Source organism: Bradyrhizobium paxllaeri, from assembly GCF_001693515.2.
Taxonomy (GTDB): Bacteria; Pseudomonadota; Alphaproteobacteria; order Rhizobiales; family Xanthobacteraceae; genus Bradyrhizobium; species Bradyrhizobium paxllaeri.
Window position 1 is genome coordinate 7,520,158 of the sequence record NZ_CP042968.1, and the last position, 15,827, is coordinate 7,535,984.

Genomic DNA, 15,827 nt, shown 5'->3' on the forward strand with positions numbered 1-15,827 from the left:
ATTAATGCGAAAACCCGCGCTGCGCGCAGAAAGCGGCGAAACGAGTGGCGAATCCGGCGTATTTGTGGCCGATTCTTGCTGCCGGCCGCGTGGGGCGCGCGCCAAAGCCCTTGAAAACAAGGCGTCTTATGGGTTGTAGTTAACGAGAGCTCAACTTACTTTCGTCACGTTTCCGACCTAAATTAGTCCTCGCGCGGTTCCAACAAACTTATGTATGGCTGGCGGATTCCTTACGATCCGGCAGTCCAATCCGTCGGGCAAGACGGACATTTGCCGACAGGGGACGAGGCAGTGGAAGCCGTGGGGAAGGTGTGGCCGCGGGAAGTGATCTCGCAGACAAGCGGCGTCGAACAGAAGGACGATGTCTCGCACCGTGATTCCGATCTTCCAACCGAGCTCGGGAGCGGACAGGAAGCGGGCGTGGAAGATCCCGCGCGCCTCTTCCATGACCTGGAACTCCTGTCCGACACGTCCACCGCCGTTTCGCCGCCAGACAATCCGCCGGGTCACCCGCCAAGCGTCATGAGGAGTGAGCGTATGAGTAGTGTGAGTGAGCAGGACCACATCAATCCCCGCGATCCCCTGTACTACGCACCGCGCTCGCTACGTGAGCGGTCGGCAGCGCTCGGCGCAAGCCCCGATACACCGTTCTCTCCGGCGTCGTTCGATACCCAGCTCGAGAGCGCCGTATCCGATGCGCTGCGTCACCCCCTCGATCCGCAGGTCATGCACGAACCCGAGTCGCAGAAGGCATTGTGGAGCGTCGCGGCGCGCTTCGCTGGCGCCATCGGCGTCGCAGCGCTCGTGGCGCTGTTCTTCGTCGTCGCCGTGCCGGGATCGCGGCAAAGCGACGGTGAGCCGTCGACGTCCACCGGCATCGTGCAGTCGATCAAGGCTGCCCTGTTCCAATCCGGCGAGACCTCGCCAAAGCCCGCGATCAACGAATTCCAGTCGCTTCTTGCCTCCACGCCTCCAAGCGCTCCGGCATCTTCGGATCAGTCGCAATTGCTCAAGCAGTTCATGCAGTGGCACGAGAAGCCGGATCAGGCCACACCACAACGCACCACCCCATGATCCAGACGACGGGCCGATAATGCCCGGATTTCTGTGATCTTGTTCTCAAGGAGTTTGCCATGACCTCGCATCGGATCACTTTACTGGTCGGTGCCGTGCTCCTCGGCATCGCGGGCAGCGCCCAGGCAGCCGGTGACATCGCGATCGTGCGTGACCTTGCAGGCCGCGTCGGCCCCGTGATCGGGTCGGCCCAGGCCTGCCGCGACATCGCGCGTCCCCGCATCCAGACCATCGTCGACAAATTTTCACAGGTAATCCGGGAGGCCTCGTCAAACGAGGCCGAGCGTTCCGATCTCACCCAGGTGTTCGATCGCAGCGTCGCCGACGGCCGCACTGCCGTCAGCTCGGGCAAGATCGATTGCATCCGGGCCGACCGTCAGCTGGCCGATCTCGAACGCTCGATCTCGGGACCGAGCCTCTCCAGCGTGATCGGTCCCTCGCCTGCCGCGGCGGCAACCGCCGCGAATGCGGCGACCGCGCCGACCGCTCCGGTCCCGATCGGGCCGCTGCCGCGCGGCATCGGCGAAAAGGAAATCCGCTTCGGCATCGCAGCCCCCTTCTCCGGCTCGGCCCGCGAGTTGGGACGCCAGATGAAGCTCGGCATCGAAACCGCCTTCAACCGGGTCAACGATGCCGGCGGCGTCGACGGGCGGATGCTGAAATTGTTCGCCGCCGACGACGGCTATGAGCCCTCGCGCACCCCCGAAGCCATGAAGCAGCTCTATGAAAAGGACCAGGTGTTCGGCATCGTCGGTAATGTCGGCACGCCGACCGCGGCAGTGGCGATTCCCTACGCACTTGAACGCCGGATGCTGTTCTTTGGGGCCTTCACCGGCTCCAACATCCTGCGCAACGATCCGCCGGATCGCTATGTCTTCAACTATCGCGCCAGCTATGTTCAGGAAACCGACGCGGTCGTTCGTTACCTCGTCAAGATACGCCGGCTGCAGCCCCGGCAGATCGCAGTGTTTGCGCAGCAGGACTCCTACGGCGACTCCGGATTTCAAGGGGTCGCGAAGGCGTTCCGCGCCATGGGCGCAAACGACGGCGCCATCCTGCGGCTCAACTATGCCCGAAACACCGTCGACGTCGACGAGGCGATCAACCAGTTGAAGCTTGCGAAGCCGCCGATCAAGGCGGTCGTCATGGTCGCCACCTATCGGGCCGCGGCGCGGTTCATCGAAAAGACGCGCGACGTCTATCCCGGCTTGATCTACTCCAACGTCTCGTTCGTCGGCTCCACCGCACTTGCCGAAGAACTGAAGCTGTTGGGACCCCGCTACACCAACGGCGTGATCGTGACCCAGGTGGTGCCGGCGGTGTCGGGCTATTCATCCGCCGTGCTCGAATACAAAAACGCGCTCGCCAAATATTTCCCAGGCGAAGCGGCCGACTACGTTTCGTTCGAGGGTTATGTCGCCGCCAATGTCCTGATCGCGGGCATCAAGCGGACCGGCCCGCAGATCGATACGGAGAAGCTGATCGACACGTTGGAGACGATGCGCAATCTCGACCTCGGTCTCGGGACGCAGCTGAGCTTCGGCCGCTCCGAGCACCAGGCCTCGAACAAGGTGTGGGGCACGGCGCTCGATGAGAGCGGACGCTACCAGCCGCTCGAGCTCGAATGATCAAAGCGCTACCGGTGCAGCCGCATCGTCAGGGCAATTACTGCGCCCTCGATGCGGCGCGCCGGAATTCCAGGAAGCTTCGATCGCGAAAATTTAGACCGCGATAGTTGTGTCGTGAGTATTTTAGTAAGCCTGCGTCGGATTGCGTTTTTACTTAGCGCTTTTTCATAACGGTGCGCAGTCAGCGCTTTTCGATGACGAGGCTCTGGATGGCACGGCCAAAATAGCCGCGCTGATCGCCAAGCCTCGCCATCGCGAGGCCTGCGCCGTCGGGGCCGACCCACGACTCGGCATCGAGCAGAATCCAGTCTCCCTCCGGCTCCCGCGAAAAATTCACCGTCAGGTCGGCGTTGAGAAACGTCCATTCGTGGAAATCCAGCACCGCCGAGGTGCCGTTGCAGAAATCCGCCGCCGCCATCGCCCGCATCGCCTGCGAAACGGCTGCGCCTTCCACGATCGGCCGGTCGACGCGATACCAGATCGCGCCGGGTCCCGGCACGCCGAAGCGGCCGCGGGCGGCGCGCAGCGACATGCCGGTGACGAAAGGGCTCGAGGAGAAATCAACGTGCTCGATGCGCGATTGGTCCGGCCCCGGCGGTTCGATTGGCTCGATCGCGGCCTCGGGCGGCAATGCGTGGGCCTGCACCTTGATCTTCAGCACAGTCGCGCTGACCACGACGACGCCGTTAGCCAACAGCCTGACGGCGCAGAGCTGAATCTTGCGTCCCTCGCGCAGCACTTCGGTCTCGATGGTCAGCGCCGCCACCGGCACGGGGCGCATCAGATCGACGGTCACGCGCGCGATACGCATCGGCACCTGTGTCGCTATCCGCTCCGCCGCCCAAACCACCAGCGCTGCCGGCGGCGAGCCGTGCTGCATGCTCGGGTCCCATGGTCCCGCCGCGAACGGGCTGGTGACGACATCGTAGCCGTCGACGCGAAAGATGGCATCCATTGCGTGAGAAGTCCTGTCGATCAAGGGAACAGCTTCTTGCCTGCTCCGGTGCAACGAGTCGAGACCGTTGCAGGCAGAGCGCCGTGCGTCATTCGCAGGAAGCCACGAGCAGGGCAGCGCGTCAAATGAACGCCATGCCGCCATTGAGGACGATGGTCTGCCCGGTCATGTAGCCGTTGCCGAGCACCATCGCGACGGCTTGCGCGACTTCCTCGGCCTGCCCCATGCGGCCGAGCGGGATGTTGCGCGCGAGGTCGGTGCGGCCGCCCATCATGTCGGTCTCGATCAGCGACGGCGCCACCGCGTTGACGGTGATGCCCTCCTTGACGAGGCGAGCCGCATAGCCGCGCGTCAGCCCCTCCATGCCGGCCTTGGAGGCGTTGTAGTGCACGCCGATGGCGCCGGCGCCGCGCGCCGCACCCGAGGAGATGTTGACGATACGGCCCCATTTGCGCGCCCGCATCGCCGGCAGCACGGCCTGCGTGCACAGGAAAGCCGATTTCAGATTCACCGTGATGGTGTGATCGAAATCATCTTCAGTAAGATCATCGACGCCGCGCACGATCGCCAAGCCCGCATTGTTGACGAGAATGTCGATCGGACCGAGCGCGGAGGCGACCTGCTCGACCATGTGTGTCACGGCCGCAGCCTGCGACACGTCAGCCGCCACCGCGACGGCGCGGCCACCGTTCGCCTTGATCCTGGCGACGACGGCCTCGGCATCCCCTGCCCGTTCGCGATAATTGACCGCGACGGCAGCGCCGGCCTCGGCCAGCGCGAGCGCGACCGCCGCACCAATGCCGCGGGACGCGCCTGTCACCAGCGCGACATGCGCGCTCAGATCCTGTCCGTTCGTCATCGCGAGCCTCTTCTGACATCAAAGCGGATACAACCATACCATTGCGGAAGAGCCGGAGTCGAAGCGCGACCACGTGAATGGCGCCCGGTAGAAAATCAGGTGGCGTTCGACCCCACGCTCTCCAGAAACGCCTTTACGGTATCGACCGTTCCGGTGCGGGTTGCGACATAGCCGGGCAGGCTCGCGACCCCCTCCTGAAAGTCGCGGCCCTTCATGATGTCGAGAACGCGCCGCATCGGCTCGGTCTCCAGAAATGCGCGCTTGCAGACGAAGAAGTAATCCTCCGTCAGCAGCCGGATGAAATCGAGCCCGAACTGTCGGGCCGCCGCCTCGACGCCAAAGCTGACATCCGCCATGCCGCTGGCCACATAGGCGGCGACGGCGGCGTGGGTGAACTCCATCTGCTGCGCGCCGTTGATTTTGGCCTCGTCGATCCCGTGCAGCGCCAGCAACTGGTCGAACAGCAGGCGCGTGCCGGAATCATGATCGCGGTTGACGAAGCGCGCCTTGCGCGCGACGACATCCTCGAGCGTGTTGATGTCAAGCGGATTGCCGCGCTTGACCATCAACCCCATCTCGCGCGTCACGAAACTGATCACACGGTCCTCGCGCGGATCGAGCCATTCCCGGCAGGCGCGGATGCCCTGCGCGCGCAATTCGCCGCGCGGTAGATGCACGCCGGAAAGATCGCAGGCGCCCTGCGCCAGCGACACCAGCGAATTCTGATTGCTGACATAGCGCAGATCGACACCGATGCCGGGTTCGCGATCCAGCAGTTCGCGCAATTTGGAAACCGCGAAACCGTGGCTGGCGTGGACCCGGATCACGGACGGACGTTGATGCAGGAACGGTTTGATCTCGGTTGCGAGTTCCTGCGCGAGATTTTCAAGCTGCGGACCAAGGCGTGCCTGCATGCGTTCGCCAGCCCAGACCAGTTTTTCGCCGAAGGCGGTCAGCACCGTGCCCTTGCCGCGATGGGTCTCGACCAATGGCACGCCAAAGAAATCGGACCACTGCTCGACCAGATTCCAGACATGCCGATAGGAAAGCTGGGCGTGCTTCGCCGCATTGGTGAGTTTTCCGGTCTTCCGGATCTCGTTGAGAACGCCGAGCATCACCACCGCGGTCTGCGGACTGCCTTCCTTGTGAAAGCGCCAGACGGTCTCGATCTCAATGTGGTGCATCGGCGACAACCTATGAAATTGGCTGCATATCTCAGCGGCTCATAGGCAGACCATATCATATTTACTGCAGGAATTAACCTCCTAAGGTTGGGCACAACAAACGGAGGGAATATGATGTCGATTGCATATGACTATTCCCGTGAGCCGATCCCTGCCGTTCCCTCGGCCAAGCCGCGGCTGCTGCTAATCGACGGCCAGCACGTCCCGTCCGTTTCCGGACGCACGTTCAAGACGCTCAATCCCGCCACCGAACAGGTCATCGCCACGGTCGCGGAAGGCAACGAGGTCGATGTCGATCGTGCAGTCGCGGCCGCCCGCCGTGCCTTCGAGGGGCCGTGGCGCAGCATGCGCGCCTCCGAGCGCGGCCAGATCCTGCTCCGGCTCGTCGACCTGATGAAGCAGCACGCGGACGAAATCGCGGCGCTCGAAAGTCTCGACGCCGGCAAGCCGATCGCGGGCGTGCTGCGGCAGGACCTCCCCGCCGCTATCGATACGCTGACCTACTATGCCGGCTGGGCCGACAAGATCTCTGGCGAAGTGGTCTCGACGCGGGATGATGCGCTAACCTACACGGTGCGCGAGCCGGTCGGCGTAGTCGCGGCGATCGTTCCCTGGAATTTCCCATTGATGATCGGGATGTGGAAACTGGCGCCTGCGCTCGCCTGCGGCTGCACGATCGTGATGAAGCCCGCCGAACTGACCTCACTTTCCGCGCTGCGCGGCGGCGAGTTGGCGCTCGAAGCCGGCCTGCCGCCGGGTGTGCTCAACATCGTCACCGGTCCCGGCCGGGTGGTCGGCGACGCGCTGGTCAATCACCCTGATGTGGACAAGGTCACGTTCACGGGATCGCCGGGCGTCGGCCGCGGCATCCTGCGCGGCGCGGCCGGCAACTTCAAACGCGTGTCGCTCGAGCTCGGCGGCAAGTCCGCCAACGTGATCTTCGACGACGCGGATATCGAGGCGGCCAGCAAGGCGGCGGCATCAGGGATCTTCTTCAATGCCGGACAGGTGTGCTCGGCGGGATCGCGCGTGCTGGCCCATGAGAAGGTCTACGACGAGGTGGTCGAGCGGCTGACGCAGCGCGCCAGGGCGATCCGCATCGGCGATCCCGCCGACCGCGCCACGGCAATGGGACCGGTCATCTCCGAGAAACAGATGAAGAGCATTCTCGACTACGTCGACATCGGCCGTAACGAAGGCGCTTTCCTGACCACCGGCGGCGAGCGCGTCGGCGACCGCGGCTATTTCATCAGCCCCGCCGTGTTCGCCAACGTCAAACACGAGATGCGCATCTCGCAGGAAGAAATTTTCGGGCCTGTGGTGAGCGTGATCAAGTTCAGGGATGAAGCGGACGCGCTGCGCATCGCCAATGGCACGGCCTACAGCCTTGCGGCCGGCGTCTGGAGCCGCGACATCGGACGCGTGCAGCGCTTCGCGAAGAAAGCGAATGCCGGCACAGTCTGGATCAACACCTATGGCTATACCGATGTGCGTTTGCCATGGGGCGGCGTGCGCGATTCCGGCCTCGGCCGCGAACACGGCACGGCGGCGCTGGAGAACTTCACCGAGCCGAAAGCGGTATGGATGAATCTGAACGTGTGAGCGCCACACGCTGTCGCCAAAGCCTGTAACTCCAAGGCCGGCCTTGGCCGCCCTCTCCCCGCAAGGGAGAGGGCGCTAAACTATTTCAGAGCGCGGGGTCGACCGCCTCGTCATATTCCTTCTTGAAGCGCGCGATCAATTCGGCCGCCGGCACCACCTTGCCGATGCCGCCGATGCCCTGGCCCGAGCCCCAGATTTCCTTCCATGCCTTCGGCTTGGTGCGCTCGCCGGAGGCGTCGGTACCAAAGCTCATCTTGGAGGGATCGGAGGTCGGCAGATCGTCGGGATTGAGACCGGCCTTGACGATCGACGGCTTGAGGTAGTTGCCGTGCACGCCGGTGAACAGGTTCGAATAGACGATGTCTTCCGCCGACGAGGAGGTGATCATCTCCTTGTAGGCCTCGACCGCGTTGGCTTCCTGGGTCGCGATGAAGGCGGAGCCGATATAGGCAAAGTCGGCCCCGAGAATGCGCGCCGCGCGGATGGCGCGGCCATTGGCGATCGCGCCCGACAGCGCGATCGGTCCGTCGAACCAGGAACGCGTCTCCTCGACGAAGGCGAGCGGCGAGATCGTGCCGGCATGGCCGCCGGCGCCGGCCGCCACCAGGATCAGGCCGTCGGCGCCCTTCTCGACCGCCTTGTGCGCGAATTTCTGGTTGATCACGTCATGGAAGACGATGCCGCCCCAATTGTGCGCCGCCTGGTTGAGATCCTCGCGCGCGCCGAGCGAGGTGATCAGCATCGGCACCTTGTACTTCTCGCACATCGCAAGGTCGTGATCGAGGCGGTTGTTGGACTTGTGAACGATCTGGTTCACCGCGAACGGCGCCGACGGCCGCTCCGGATGTGCCTTGTCATAGGCTGCGAGTTCTTCGGTGATCCGCGCCAGCCACTCGTCGAGCAGCGAGGCGGGGCGCGCATTCAGCGCCGGAAACGATCCGACCACGCCGGCCTTGCACTGGGCGATCACGAGATCGGGCACGGAGATGATGAACAGCGGCGACCCGATCACGGGTATCGACAGGCGGCCCTTGAACAGCGCGGGCATGGACATACGAAGCGATCCTTCAGGTTCATTCGAGCGGGTGAGGCATCGCCGTAGAGATGCCGGGCATCATACCAACAAGGCAATCTTTCCAGTGTCAAGTATTGCGTTTTCGCGCTGGCGCGTTGAGTTTTCCGCAACCCGGTTTTCCTGCGCTAACGTCTTGTTTGCTCACGGTCTTCTCTCCCCCGCTTCATGAGCCAGGCGGGACTTTCGTGATCATACGCTACTGGCAGAGCGCCCGCGTCACATAATTTTCGGTCTTGCAGTCGCCGGGCTGGCGCTTGTAGCCCGGCACGTACACTTTCGGCGAGCATTTCTCGGCGGCATCGGTGTCGAGGCTCTTGCCTTCCTTGTAGCCCTTGCTCTGGCACAGCCGGTCGGCGCCGGCCTTGCAGTCCGGCGCGCCGTTGGCTGCCACCAGACACGCCGCCCGCCCGCTCACCATGATCGAGGGCCTGGCGAGGTTCGACAGAGCGTCGCCGCCACCTTTGTTAGCCGCGTCGTCCGTGGTTTCGCCTGGGCTCTTCAGCGGCGGCAGCAGCAATTTGGATTTCTCGAACAGTTTTCCGATTTCGTTGATCAGGCCAGGGTTTTCGTCGCGTGGGGACGGAGGCGGCTCGATCTGCTGCGGCTCGGGCCGAGCCGGCACCGATTGCTGGGCGGGCGACTGCAAGCCGAGCGAGGGCTGCGGGGTGCCCTGCGGCCAGCCGGCTTCGGGAGCGATCGCCAGCATCGGTGCAACGAGGCCCGCGGTCGCAAATTGCGTCCGGAGCAGCTTGATCAAACGGCCGATTGAACCGGGCATGGGACCGAACCTAGCCTGAAGCCGGGATGCCGGCAAAGCGCTAGACCAGCTTGAACGCGATGTAGAAGCCGAACACCAGGACGACGGCGCCGATGGCCACCCACGTGCCGAGGCGCTTTTCCAGCTCGGCCCGGATCACGTCGCCGTAGCGGTTGAGCAGGACTGCGACCACGAAGAACCGCCCGCCCCGCGCCACGATCGAGCACAGGATGAACAGCCAGATGTTGTAGCCGGCGAATCCCGAGGTGATGGTCACGAGCTTGTAGGGGATCGGCGTCAACCCCTTCAGCAGGATGATCACTGCGCCCCATTCGGCATAGGACGCGCGGAAGGTTTCGACCTTGTCGCTGAGGCCGTAGACGGTGATCAGCCAGTGCCCGACGGAGTCATAAAGCAGCGCGCCGATGGCGTATCCTAGCACGCCGCCAGTAACGGATGCGATCGTGCAGACGGTCGCAAACCACCACGCCTTCTTCGGCTGCGCCAGCGACATCGGCAGCAGCATGATGTCGGGCGGGATCGGAAAGAACGAGCTTTCCGCGAAAGCGACCGCCGCCATGATCCAGAGCGCATAGGGCTTGTCGGCGGCGTCGATGCACCAGTCGTAGGTCCGTTTGAGCATGCGCGCATGAACCACCATGGAGCGGATTTGTCCATGCCGGAAACGCGCGGAATTTGAGAGGATTTAGTGCCGCTTGCGCAAAGAACGGCCTTCCAGCGCGACAATTCGCCGCCTGGCCGGGACTGCCGTCGCCTTGGGCAGCGACTTGGCTGGAGCCGATTTCGGCGCCTTGACCGCCTTCGGCAGCTTTTCGGCAATACCGAGCAGGTCCTCGCGTCGCTCCATCTCGCGCCAGACGTCGGCGGGCTTCACGCCGGCCGATGCCCAGAGGACGGTGAGGTTGTAGAGCAGGTCGGCGCTCTCCCGGATCACCGCGTCGGTCTTGCCGTTGACGGCGTCGATCACGACTTCGATGGCTTCCTCGGCGAGCTTCTTGGCCATCTTGGAGGGGCCGCGCTGAAACAGCCGGGCCGTGCGCGACGTTGCCGGATCGAGATCCCGGGCCGCGATGACAGCCTGATAAAGCCGCTCCAGCGAATCACTCATCCCTCGAACCTAATGCAATACCGTGGCCGGCGTGTTAACGGCTTGGCCTGCAACCATAAAAAAATCCACCGGCCGCCCGGCCGGTGGATTCATCTTTAACGGTCGGCGGCAGTCGCGGTTTACCAACCGCCGTAATAGGGGCTGCCATAGTACGGGCGAGGCGCATAATAGGGGCGCCCGTAATAGACCGGGCCACCGCCATAGTAGCCGTAGCCGTTGTCATAGTAGTAGTCGCGGCGGTTCTGGGCGGCCGCGATCGCAAGGCCCGTGCCGACGATGCCGGCGAAGGCCGCCGCTGCTGCAGCGCCACCACCGCCACCGCGATAATACCTGCGGCGCGCGCTGATGTCGGTCGCGTCGCTGGTGCCGGTCGAGGCCGTGACGCCCTTGCTCGATGGCGCCGAGCCTGCGAACGTCGTGGTCGGCGCAACTGCCGTCAACGCCACCGCTACAACCGTCGCCACCGCGCCGGCGCGGCCGATCGATGAAAACACACCTTTTCGCGCAAACATCTCAACATCCTCCGTGGGAGCTGTGGCCTGACAGGGCCTCGATAGCTAACCACTGGGGTGCACATTAGGTTCCCCAATCCCAACGGCAGCTGAACGATCTCGGGCAAAATCATGGCAGTCATCGACCGTTCAGGTTAGAAGCTGCACAATGGCTCGCCCAAGGGCGATTCATGCCGTGAGCGACGTCATCAAACAGACATCGCCGACGCGGCAACTTGTCCCACCTCGTGCTGATGTAATCTCGATGCGTGCGATCAGGACCAACGCCATCCGCTCTCTCCTGAGCGTTCTCCTGGCTTACCTTGCCGGCTTCTGCGCCGTTGCGGGGTTTACGACAAACGGCGCCCGCGCCGCGGACGAACCCCGGCCTCCGCTCCAGATCCACTTCTCGCTCGACCGGCCGATCGACGCCGCGGCGGCGCCGTTCGTGATGGCGGCCCATGGCGGCCTGTTCAGTGCCGAGGCACTTGCGGTCACCACCAACATTGCCAGCGGATCGTCGGACGCGATCGCGCGTGTCGCGGCAGGCACCAGCGATTTTGCGATGGTCGACATCAACGCCTTGATGCGGTTTCGCGACAAGGACAAGCAGGGCGGCCCCAGGATCAAGGCGGTGTTCGTGCTGTTCAACAAGGCGCCCTACGCGATCATCGCCCGCAAGAGCCGCGGCGTCCGCATGCTGTCGGACATCGAGGGCAAGACTCTCGGCGTCGCCGAGGGCGACCTGTCGGTCCGGTTGTGGCCGGCGGTGGCGCAACAGAACGGCATCAAGCTCAAGCACGTGAAACAGAGCAGCATCAGCGCCGCCGTGCGCGAGCCGATGCTGTCGGCGGGCCAGATCGATGCCGTGACCGGCTTCTCCTATCTCTCGGCGATCAATCTGCGGGACCGCGGCGTGCCGGCCGACGATCTGGCGGTGCTGAAATTCGCAGACTATGGCTGCGAGGCCTATGGCTTCGCCATTATCGTCAATCCGGCCCTGGCGGCCGCCAAGCCCGAGGCGGTGAAGGGCTTCGTACGAGCCGTGATCGGCGGCCTGAATCTTACGGTCAAGGACCCCGCAGCCGCCGCGACCGAGGTCGCCAACCGCATGGACGGCGGCGCAAAGGACCTCGAGCTCGAGCGCCTGCAAACCATCCTGCGCGACAACATCCTGACCAGCGAAGTGAAACGCAACGGCATCGGCGCGATCGATCAGGCGCGCTTCGAGCGCTCGATCGATCAGGTCGCGGAAGATTTCAAGTTTCAGAAGCGACCGCAGGCGTCGGACATTTTCGACGACCAGTTCCTGCCCCCATCCAACGGGCGGCAGGTTAACTGAGCTCCCATCGTCCGCCGGTGTTCGGGGCTCATGCCGCTTGCTCAACCGCCCGGCATATGCACCTGCCTCACTAGTCGTGCCGAGCGATCCCTGTGTACAATAGGCGATTGATCTGCTTCGCGAGTTTCCCTGATGTCCATGCTGCGCCTTTACACCCGTGTCCTCGAGCTGCTCGGCAAGGAGGCGCGGCTGGGCTGGATTCTCGCGGTCGCCAATCTTCTGCTGGCCGGCGCGCAATTCGCCGAGCCGGTGCTGTTCGGCAAGATCGTCGACGTGCTGTCGGGCAAGCCGCAGACCGGGCCGCTGGCAACGAATTCGGCCTGGCCGCTGCTGGCGGCGTGGGTAGGCTTCGGCCTCTTCACCATCGCGTGCAGCGCGCTGGTCGCGCTCCATGCCGACAAGCTGGCGCACCGGCAGCGCCAGGCGGTGCTGACCGATTATTTCGAGCATATCATGCAACTGCCGCTGACCTTCCACACCGGCACCCATTCCGGGCGGCTGATGAAGGTGATGCTGAACGGCACCGACGCGCTGTGGCGGCTCTGGCTCGGATTCTTCCGCGAGCATTTTGCGGCGATCCTGTCGCTGGTGGTGCTGCTGCCGCTCGCGCTCTACATCAACTGGCGGCTGGCGATCCTGCTGTTCGCGCTCTGCGTGGTCTTCACGGTGCTGACCACGATGGTGGTGCGCAAGACTTACGGCATGCAGAGCGAGGTCGAGGCGCAGTACAGCGATCTCTCCGCGCGCGCGTCCGATGCGCTCGGCAACGTCGCACTGGTGCAGAGCTTCGTGCGGATCGATGCGGAAGTGCAGGGCCTGCGCTTCGTCGCCGACAAGCTGCTCGCCGCGCAGATGCCGGTGCTGGGCTGGTGGGCGCTGGTCACCGTCATCACCCGCGCTTCCACCACCATCACCGTGCTCGCGATCTTTACCGTCGGCATCTACCTGCACGCGCAGGGACAGACGACGGTCGGCGAGATCGTGATGTTCGTGAGTTTTGCGACCATGCTGATCCAGAAGCTCGAACAGGTGGTGAGCTTCATCAACAGCGTGTTCATGGAGGCGCCGCGCCTGCAGGAATTCTTCGACGTGCTGGACGCGGTGCCGGCGGTGCGCGACCGGCCCGGCGCGGTCGATACCGGGCGGCTCTCCGGCCTCATCGAGTTTCACGACGTCTCGTTTTCCTATGACGGCAAGCGGCCCGCGGTCGAAGACGTTTCGTTCACCGCCCTGCCTGGCCAGACCATCGCGCTGGTCGGCTCGACCGGCGCCGGCAAGTCAACCGCAATCGCGCTCCTGCATCGCGCCTTCGACCCGCAATCCGGCATCATCAAGATCGACGGCATGGATATCCGCGCGCTGAAGCTGACCGCACTGCGGCGGAACATCGGCGTGGTGTTCCAGGAGGCGCTGCTGTTCAATCGCTCGATTTCAGACAATCTGCTCGTCGGCAAACCCGATGCGACCGAGGAGGAAATGCGCCTCGCCGCAACCCGCGCGCAGGCCCTCGACTTCATCGAGCGCAGCGAAAAGAAGTTCGACACCCATGCCGGCGAGCGCGGCCGCATGCTGTCCGGCGGCGAGCGCCAGCGCCTGTCGATCGCCCGCGCGCTGTTGAAGGACCCGCCGATCCTGATCCTGGATGAGGCCACCAGCGCGCTCGATGCCGTCACCGAGGCCAAGGTCAACGCGGCCCTCGACGAGGTCATGAAGGGCCGCACCACCTTCGTGATCGCGCACCGGCTTTCGACCATCCGCAACGCCACCAGGATCCTGATGTTCGACAATGGCCGGGTGATCGAAAGCGGAACTTTCGACGAACTGGTAGCCAAGGGCGGACGTTTTGCGGAACTCGCCAAGGCCCAGTTCATGGTGCAGGAGAGCGCACGCGCCTGAATCGAGGTGAAATAGGATTTTTGCGCAGGGCAGGATTTGGGTGAACCGAGAGCCTGGGTGAGCGCCGTCACCGTCAGATACCGCCGCATTTGCCACGATTTCGTCCACGATTTAATTACCCGGCCCCTGTTCTGAATAGCCAAGCCGGTATAGGTTTGCATCGCCGCAAAGCAACGGCGCCGGACACGCTTGAAACCCGAACGTTAGATCTCAAGGACCTCCTTTTCGAAGGCGGGTCTCAAAGGACCGGAACGGAAAAGTGCATCTTCTTCGCCCGCTGCTTCGCAGCCCGTCGCTCACCTGGATTCTCGTTGCGGCAGCGCTTGCCGTCGTGACGCCGCGCGCCGCGCACGCCGAAGCGCTGCTGGTCGTCGAAGCCGACACCGGCAAGGTCCTGCAGGCCGACAACGCGACGATGCCCTGGTATCCGGCTTCCGTGACCAAGATCATGACCGCCTATGTCACGCTGAAGGCGGTGAAGGAAGGACGCCTCTCGCTCGACACGCTGCTTACGGTGTCGCCGGTCGCCGCCGCGGAGTCGCCGTCCAAGATGGGTTTTCCTCCGGGCACCCAGGTCACCGTCGATAACGCGCTCAAGATGATGATGGTGAAGTCGGCCAACGACATGGCCGTGGTGCTCGCCGAAGGCGTCGGCGGATCGGTCGACGGTTTCTCCGGCATGATGAACCAGACCGCGCGGAAGCTCGGCATGACGCAGACGAGCTACGTCAATCCGAACGGCCTGCCGGCGGACGGACAGGTCACCTCGGCGCGCGATCTCGCGATGCTGGCGCGCGCCTACATCCGCGACCTGCCGGAATACGAATACTTCATGCATATCCCCTCGATCCGTTACGGCCGCAGGGTGACGCAGAACTTCAACAAGCTGATCGGGCGCTATCCCGGCGCCGACGGTTTCAAGACCGGCTTCATCTGCGCTTCCGGCTACAATCTGGTCGCCTCCGCGACGCGTAACGGCAAGCGGCTGATCGCCGTCGTGCTCGGCTCATCGTCGGGTCATGCGCGCGCGGTGCGCGCGGCGCAATTGCTGGAGCGCGGCTTTGGCGGCGGGCTGGGCTGGCTGAAGCCTGCGCTCGGCACCGTCGACAGTCTGGTTCCTGTCGATGCGACGCCGCCGAACCTGCGCGAGGAGATGTGCGGCGGCAAGCGCAAGCGTCCGGCGACAGACGAAGACCCGGATGTCGTGGCCAGCAACGGCAACGCTTCGACCGGTGAGACCGCGGTCTCATTCTTCACGGCGGGGCTACAGCACCCGATCAAGCCGGCGGATCTGCTGGCGGCCGCGGCGGAGCCCTCCGAACCCGTTCCGGTATACACTGGCCCGACCAAGACCGGCGCCGCCCTGATCGCGGCCGTTGCGGCGGAGGCCGAGAAGCAGGCGTCGTCGGCCAAGCGCGGCAAGAAATCGAAGATCGCAAAGAAGCCTGATGGCGCGGCGCCAAAGGCTGAAGCCAGCGCGAAGCCGGGCACCAAGCCTGCTACGGTCAGGCACGCAAACGCCAAGCCGGAGGCCGCCGCCAAGCCGGCCCCTGCCGCCACATCGGCCGAAAAAAAGCCGGCCGCCAAACCCGCGGCCGCAAAGCCCGTAGCCGCCAAGCCCGTAGCCGCCAAGCCTGCGGCCGTCGGGGACAAGCCGGCGCCGAAGCCGGCCAAGCCCAATGCCGCCGCTAAACCCAAGGGCGAAAACAAGCCGGCTGGTTAACGGGGCCGCAGAGCCACGTAATTAGGCAGTTTTGCTGCCGTTCGGCTGAACTATTCCAGTTCGCCGCAATGCGCCGATAGCACGCAGCCGCTTGCTATCGGCGGCTGCATTC

At 64.1% G+C, this 15,827-nt stretch carries 14 protein-coding genes; 6 read left to right on the forward strand and 8 right to left on the reverse strand.

Going from position 1 to position 15,827, the window contains the following annotated elements:
• Nucleotides 1–537 precede the first annotated feature (537 nt).
• Both LMTR21_RS35970 and LMTR21_RS35975 read left to right on the forward strand, forming a co-directional pair.
• Nucleotides 538–1,074, forward strand: coding sequence for a hypothetical protein (locus LMTR21_RS35970; protein WP_065752316.1), 537 nt, complete (start codon nt 538–540; stop codon nt 1,072–1,074).
• Between the two features lie 59 nt (nt 1,075–1,133).
• Nucleotides 1,134–2,702: an ABC transporter substrate-binding protein gene (locus LMTR21_RS35975; RefSeq protein WP_246174944.1), complete on the forward strand. Its 1,569-nt coding sequence runs from the start codon at nt 1,134–1,136 to the stop codon at nt 2,700–2,702.
• Between the two features lie 181 nt (nt 2,703–2,883).
• On the opposite strand, the gene LMTR21_RS35980 is transcribed toward LMTR21_RS35975, so the two are convergent.
• The 3 genes from LMTR21_RS35980 to LMTR21_RS35990 all read right to left on the reverse strand — a co-directional run bounded on the left by LMTR21_RS35980 (nt 2,884) and on the right by LMTR21_RS35990 (nt 5,700).
• Nucleotides 2,884–3,657, reverse strand: a complete 774-nt coding sequence (locus LMTR21_RS35980) for a thioesterase family protein (RefSeq protein ID WP_065752194.1) — start codon at nt 3,655–3,657, stop codon at nt 2,884–2,886.
• Between the two features lie 121 nt (nt 3,658–3,778).
• Complete coding sequence (locus LMTR21_RS35985) at nt 3,779–4,516, reverse strand: SDR family NAD(P)-dependent oxidoreductase (RefSeq protein WP_065752195.1); 738 nt, start codon at nt 4,514–4,516, stop codon at nt 3,779–3,781.
• A 95-nt stretch (nt 4,517–4,611) separates the two neighbouring features.
• Nucleotides 4,612–5,700 carry a substrate-binding domain-containing protein gene (locus LMTR21_RS35990; RefSeq protein ID WP_065752196.1) on the reverse strand — a complete coding sequence of 363 codons (1,089 nt, stop codon included), beginning with the start codon at nt 5,698–5,700 and terminating at the stop codon, nt 4,612–4,614.
• 114 nt (nt 5,701–5,814) lie between these two features.
• On the opposite strand from LMTR21_RS35990, the gene LMTR21_RS35995 reads away from it, so the two are divergent.
• The gene (locus LMTR21_RS35995) at nt 5,815–7,302 is read left to right on the forward strand and encodes an aldehyde dehydrogenase family protein (RefSeq protein ID WP_065752318.1); all 1,488 of its coding nucleotides are present in this window, start codon (nt 5,815–5,817) and stop codon (nt 7,300–7,302) included.
• 85 nt (nt 7,303–7,387) lie between these two features.
• Here LMTR21_RS35995 and LMTR21_RS36000 read toward each other — a convergent pair whose 3' ends face one another.
• The 5 genes from LMTR21_RS36000 to LMTR21_RS36020 all read right to left on the reverse strand — a co-directional run bounded on the left by LMTR21_RS36000 (nt 7,388) and on the right by LMTR21_RS36020 (nt 10,775).
• A complete protein-coding gene (locus LMTR21_RS36000) occupies nt 7,388–8,356 on the reverse strand; it encodes an NAD(P)H-dependent flavin oxidoreductase (protein ID WP_065752197.1) in 969 nt (322 codons plus the stop codon).
• A gap of 217 nt (nt 8,357–8,573) precedes the next feature.
• Nucleotides 8,574–9,083, reverse strand: a complete 510-nt coding sequence (locus LMTR21_RS36005) for a hypothetical protein (RefSeq protein ID WP_246175970.1) — start codon at nt 9,081–9,083, stop codon at nt 8,574–8,576.
• A 112-nt stretch (nt 9,084–9,195) separates the two neighbouring features.
• Nucleotides 9,196–9,795 (reverse strand): YqaA family protein, encoded by a 600-nt coding sequence (locus LMTR21_RS36010; RefSeq protein ID WP_187399269.1) that lies wholly within the window; start codon nt 9,793–9,795, stop codon nt 9,196–9,198.
• A 45-nt stretch (nt 9,796–9,840) separates the two neighbouring features.
• Nucleotides 9,841–10,263, reverse strand: coding sequence for a phosphoribosyl-ATP diphosphatase (hisE, locus tag LMTR21_RS36015; RefSeq protein ID WP_065752199.1), 423 nt, complete (start codon nt 10,261–10,263; stop codon nt 9,841–9,843).
• A 119-nt stretch (nt 10,264–10,382) separates the two neighbouring features.
• Nucleotides 10,383–10,775 (reverse strand): hypothetical protein, encoded by a 393-nt coding sequence (locus LMTR21_RS36020; protein WP_065752200.1) that lies wholly within the window; start codon nt 10,773–10,775, stop codon nt 10,383–10,385.
• A 244-nt stretch (nt 10,776–11,019) separates the two neighbouring features.
• On the opposite strand from LMTR21_RS36020, the gene LMTR21_RS36025 reads away from it, so the two are divergent.
• From LMTR21_RS36025 to LMTR21_RS36035, 3 genes are all read left to right on the forward strand, one after another.
• Nucleotides 11,020–12,096 (forward strand): ABC transporter substrate-binding protein, encoded by a 1,077-nt coding sequence (locus LMTR21_RS36025; protein WP_065752201.1) that lies wholly within the window; start codon nt 11,020–11,022, stop codon nt 12,094–12,096.
• Nucleotides 12,097–12,228: 132 nt separating this feature from the next.
• Nucleotides 12,229–13,992 carry a glucan ABC transporter ATP-binding protein/ permease gene (locus tag LMTR21_RS36030; RefSeq protein WP_065752202.1) on the forward strand — a complete coding sequence of 588 codons (1,764 nt, stop codon included), beginning with the start codon at nt 12,229–12,231 and terminating at the stop codon, nt 13,990–13,992.
• A 259-nt stretch (nt 13,993–14,251) separates the two neighbouring features.
• A complete protein-coding gene (locus tag LMTR21_RS36035; RefSeq protein ID WP_065752203.1) occupies nt 14,252–15,715 on the forward strand; it encodes a D-alanyl-D-alanine carboxypeptidase family protein in 1,464 nt (487 codons plus the stop codon).
• The last annotated feature ends 112 nt before the right edge of the window (nt 15,716–15,827 follow it).

Excerpts from the sequence above, each read along its gene's own strand:
- LMTR21_RS35970 (WP_065752316.1), top strand. The coding sequence starts at position 538 with ATGAGTAGTGTGAGTGAGCAGGACCACATCAATCCCCGCGATCCCCTG.
- LMTR21_RS35975 (WP_246174944.1), top strand. The coding sequence starts at position 1,134 with ATGACCTCGCATCGGATCACTTTACTGGTCGGTGCCGTGCTCCTCGGC.
- LMTR21_RS35980 (WP_065752194.1), bottom strand. The coding sequence starts at position 3,657 with ATGGATGCCATCTTTCGCGTCGACGGCTACGATGTCGTCACCAGCCCG.
- LMTR21_RS35985 (WP_065752195.1), bottom strand. The coding sequence starts at position 4,516 with ATGACGAACGGACAGGATCTGAGCGCGCATGTCGCGCTGGTGACAGGC.
- LMTR21_RS35990 (WP_065752196.1), bottom strand. The coding sequence starts at position 5,700 with ATGCACCACATTGAGATCGAGACCGTCTGGCGCTTTCACAAGGAAGGC.
- LMTR21_RS35995 (WP_065752318.1), top strand. The coding sequence starts at position 5,815 with ATGTCGATTGCATATGACTATTCCCGTGAGCCGATCCCTGCCGTTCCC.
- LMTR21_RS36000 (WP_065752197.1), bottom strand. The coding sequence starts at position 8,356 with ATGTCCATGCCCGCGCTGTTCAAGGGCCGCCTGTCGATACCCGTGATC.
- LMTR21_RS36005 (WP_246175970.1), bottom strand. The coding sequence starts at position 9,083 with ATGCTGGCGATCGCTCCCGAAGCCGGCTGGCCGCAGGGCACCCCGCAG.
- LMTR21_RS36010 (WP_187399269.1), bottom strand. The coding sequence starts at position 9,795 with ATGGTGGTTCATGCGCGCATGCTCAAACGGACCTACGACTGGTGCATC.
- hisE (WP_065752199.1), bottom strand. The coding sequence starts at position 10,263 with ATGAGTGATTCGCTGGAGCGGCTTTATCAGGCTGTCATCGCGGCCCGG.
- LMTR21_RS36020 (WP_065752200.1), bottom strand. The coding sequence starts at position 10,775 with ATGTTTGCGCGAAAAGGTGTGTTTTCATCGATCGGCCGCGCCGGCGCG.
- LMTR21_RS36025 (WP_065752201.1), top strand. The coding sequence starts at position 11,020 with ATGCGTGCGATCAGGACCAACGCCATCCGCTCTCTCCTGAGCGTTCTC.
- LMTR21_RS36030 (WP_065752202.1), top strand. The coding sequence starts at position 12,229 with ATGTCCATGCTGCGCCTTTACACCCGTGTCCTCGAGCTGCTCGGCAAG.